This window comes from Parcubacteria group bacterium, from assembly GCA_041657845.1.
GTDB lineage: Bacteria > Patescibacteriota > Minisyncoccia > Moranbacterales > JAKLHP01 > JAKLHP01.
On sequence record JBBABD010000059.1, the window covers coordinates 1 to 3,178 of the forward strand.

Annotated in this window: 3 protein-coding genes and 1 tRNA gene; all 4 read left to right on the plus strand. The window is 35.8% G+C overall.

Annotated features, from left to right (window positions below; translation table 11 throughout):
- Window positions 1-220 precede the first annotated feature (220 nt).
- The 4 genes from WC906_05380 (at window position 221) to WC906_05395 (ending at window position 2,933) form a co-directional block, all read left to right on the plus strand.
- Window positions 221-613, plus strand: a complete 393-nt coding sequence (locus tag WC906_05380) for a GxxExxY protein (GenBank protein MFA5777833.1) — start codon at window positions 221-223, stop codon at window positions 611-613.
- 45 nt (window positions 614-658) lie between these two features.
- On the plus strand, window positions 659-2,290 hold the full coding sequence (gene dnaX / locus WC906_05385; protein ID MFA5777834.1) for a DNA polymerase III subunit gamma/tau: 1,632 nt from the start codon (window positions 659-661) through the stop codon (window positions 2,288-2,290).
- Window positions 2,291-2,394: 104 nt separating this feature from the next.
- Window positions 2,395-2,466, plus strand: a tRNA-Gln gene (locus tag WC906_05390).
- Window positions 2,467-2,678: 212 nt separating this feature from the next.
- On the plus strand, window positions 2,679-2,933 hold the full coding sequence (locus WC906_05395) for a DUF5320 domain-containing protein (GenBank protein ID MFA5777835.1): 255 nt from the start codon (window positions 2,679-2,681) through the stop codon (window positions 2,931-2,933).
- The last annotated feature ends 245 nt before the right edge of the window (window positions 2,934-3,178 follow it).

Genomic DNA, 3,178 nt, shown 5'->3' on the forward strand with positions numbered 1-3,178 from the left:
AACAATGAATACAATAATCTGGAACATTGCGGTTTAAATGGAAAAACTCCTAACGAAATGCTACAATTATTAATAATCAAAGAACCGACAAATGTATGTGTTTAAAACATTGTTTTCATTTTTTGGGAATTGGTGGTAGAATAAATTTAGAACTGAACTTTAAGGGGTTTAGTTTTAAATATACTGCAAATCTACAAATCAACTATAAATATACAAATAAATGGAGGGAGGAAAACAAAAAGACAAAGTTATTTATAAAGATTTGAGCTACGATATTGTCGGAATTTTGTATGATGTTTATAACGATTTGGGATACGGCTATCGAGAAAAATATTACGAAAAAGCGATAATTAAGTGTTTTGAAGAAAAAAATATAAAATTTAAAAATCAAGTTCCATTTCGATTAGCATATAGAGGAAAAATCATAGGCAAATTTTATCTGGATTTTCTAGTTGATGAAAAAATAGTCCTAGAATTAAAACAAGGCAATTATTTTCCCAAAAGAAATATTAATCAAGCTAAAGAATATCTGAAAACAACTGGATTAAAATTAGCAATACTGGTAAATTTTACTTCCAATGGAGTTAAATTCTTAAGAGTATTAAATCTGTAAATCTATTTGTAGATTTGTAGCAAGATTTGTAGATTTGTAGTGACCATGCAAACTTTATACAGAAAGTATAGACCTCAAAAGTTTTCCGATGTTATCGGGCAGAATCATATTGTCCAAACTCTTACCAATTCCATCAAAAATAACCGCATCGGTCATGCCTATCTTTTCACGGGACCAAGGGGAACAGGAAAGACCAGCATTGCCAGACTATTTGCCAAAACCGTAAATTGTCTAGAATTGAAAGATGCGGAGCCGTGTCTTGAGTGTGAAAATTGCAAGAATATCCAGGATGGACGATCGCTGGATATTATTGAAATTGATGCGGCATCGAATACCGGAGTGGATAATATCCGCGAGCTTCGGGAAACGATAAAACTTCCTCCGACCAGAGCTAAATTCAAAATATATATCATCGATGAAGTGCATATGCTCTCGACTGGCGCTTTTAATGCGCTTCTCAAGACCTTAGAAGAGCCGCCGGCACACGTAATTTTTATTCTGGCTACTACTGAAATTCACAAAGTTCCCGACACGATTATTTCCCGCTGCCAGCGTTTTGATTTCGTGAGATTGTCTCTGGAAAATATAATTAAAAAATTATCTTCCATTGCAAAAGAAGAGGGGATAGAAGTGGAGAAGGATGCCTTGGAAATGATTGCTATTTCAGCCGAAGGAGGAATGCGTGATGCCGAATCAACGCTAGCTCAGGTAATATCTCTTGAAGACAAAAAAATAACCGCCAAAGAAGTGGAGGAAATTCTGGGAACTTCTGATCGCCGAAATGTTGAAAAGATGGCCGAACTTCTGGTGGAAAAAAATACTGGAAAAGCATTGGAGCTGGTAAGCAAGATGACTAATGACGGATACGATCTGGAAATATTTAACAAAGCATTCTTGAATTATTTAAGACAATTGCTGGTAATTTCCGTGGACGAAAGTCTTTCCAAAACCTTGTCTTTGGAATTAACATCGGAACAGCTGGAAAAATCCAAAAAAATAGCCAAGGATAATACCGGCAGAATTCTTGAAATAATCACTAAATTTTCCGAGATTCAAAACAAAATACGCTCAGCTTTCATTCCTCAACTTCCGCTTGAAATGGCGATAGTGAAATTGGGGAATTATGAAATTGTTAAAAAAGATAATCAGCCATCGGTAATCAGTAATCAGTCAAATGCTGAATTTCCTGAAGTAAAAAAACAACAGCCTAAAGTTGAAAGTAAAGAAATAGTAAAAGAGGAGATTAAAGAAATTGATGAACCGGCAATAAAACAATCCAGCGATGCGGCAGTTGATATTAATGACATCAAAGACAAATGGAAGGAGATTATTCGTGAAACGAAACCTTTTAATCATTCTATTTCTCTCTTTTTGCTGAACTGCGAACCGGTCAAGGTAGAAAATAATTATCTCTCTATTGCGACGAAGTACAAATTTTACAAAGATAAACTGAGCGAGACTCAAAATAAATTGACAATTGAAAAAGTGCTTGCTACTATTTTTGGGTCGGGCCTTCGAGTGAAATTCCTAAGCGAAGATGAAGCCGGTATAAAAATAAAAATTCCGACAAAAGATAGTCCATCTTCTTCTACTTTAGCCCCAAGCAAGCCAAAAGAGAGTGGCTCTCTTTTGAATGATGCGCTGGAAATGATGGGAGGGAAGATTGTGGAAGAGTAGATTAAAAATTTCTAATTTCTAATTCATCTAATTTCTAATAAAATCCAAATACTCAATTTCTAAATTTATTGAAAATTGAAAATTGTGAATTGAAAATTGATGGATGGGGTGTAGCCAAGCGGTAAGGCAGGGGCCTTTGAAGCCCCCATGCGTAGGTTCGAATCCTACCACCCCAACACATTTGTGTGAAAAATAGCGCAACTCCGCGCTGTTTTTTGTTTAAGGTAAAGCAAATTTTTTTATCAGTTCTAACATTGAGACCGAAATAAATTGGAGACCGTAAAATAAATTGAAATATATTGAAGATATTGACAGTAGTATATAATGGGTATATATTCATTACATAGACTCAACTAAAGAAATTAAAATAGAAAGGGAGGTGATAAATATGCCAAGACAAAATGGAACAGGATTGATGGGAATGGGACCTGGAACTGGAAGAGGAATGGGTCCTTGCGGACAGGGATTTGATTCAGGTTTGGGAATGGGCAGGGGTTATGGAAGAGCGATGTGCGGTTGGTTTTACCGCAAATATCAAGCAATGCCGAAAGATGAAAGAAAAGAGTTGTTAAAATCCGAGATTGAAGATTTGAAACAAGAAATGCAAATGGTGGAGGAAGAACTGAAAGAATTGGAAAAGTAGTATTTCCATCGGAAGCAGTCTTTCTCTTTTTCACCCCGCACCAATTTCTAAGCCATCAACCGATTGCTTTAACAGACTACAAAATAATATAGATAAAATTTACTTCTGTAATTGTACTGAAATTGGTGCGGGGCAAGACTAACAAAGTGTCACAAGGAAATGATAATGTCCTAGTAGCGGGAAGTAGAAATGTCCGCCCCGGCAGGTTATGATATTAGTTTAACCACTAATATCAACCAAATGGA

Excerpts from the sequence above, each read along its gene's own strand:
- dnaX (MFA5777834.1), top strand. The coding sequence starts at position 659 with ATGCAAACTTTATACAGAAAGTATAGACCTCAAAAGTTTTCCGATGTT.
- WC906_05380 (MFA5777833.1), top strand. The coding sequence starts at position 221 with ATGGAGGGAGGAAAACAAAAAGACAAAGTTATTTATAAAGATTTGAGC.
- WC906_05395 (MFA5777835.1), top strand. The coding sequence starts at position 2,679 with ATGCCAAGACAAAATGGAACAGGATTGATGGGAATGGGACCTGGAACT.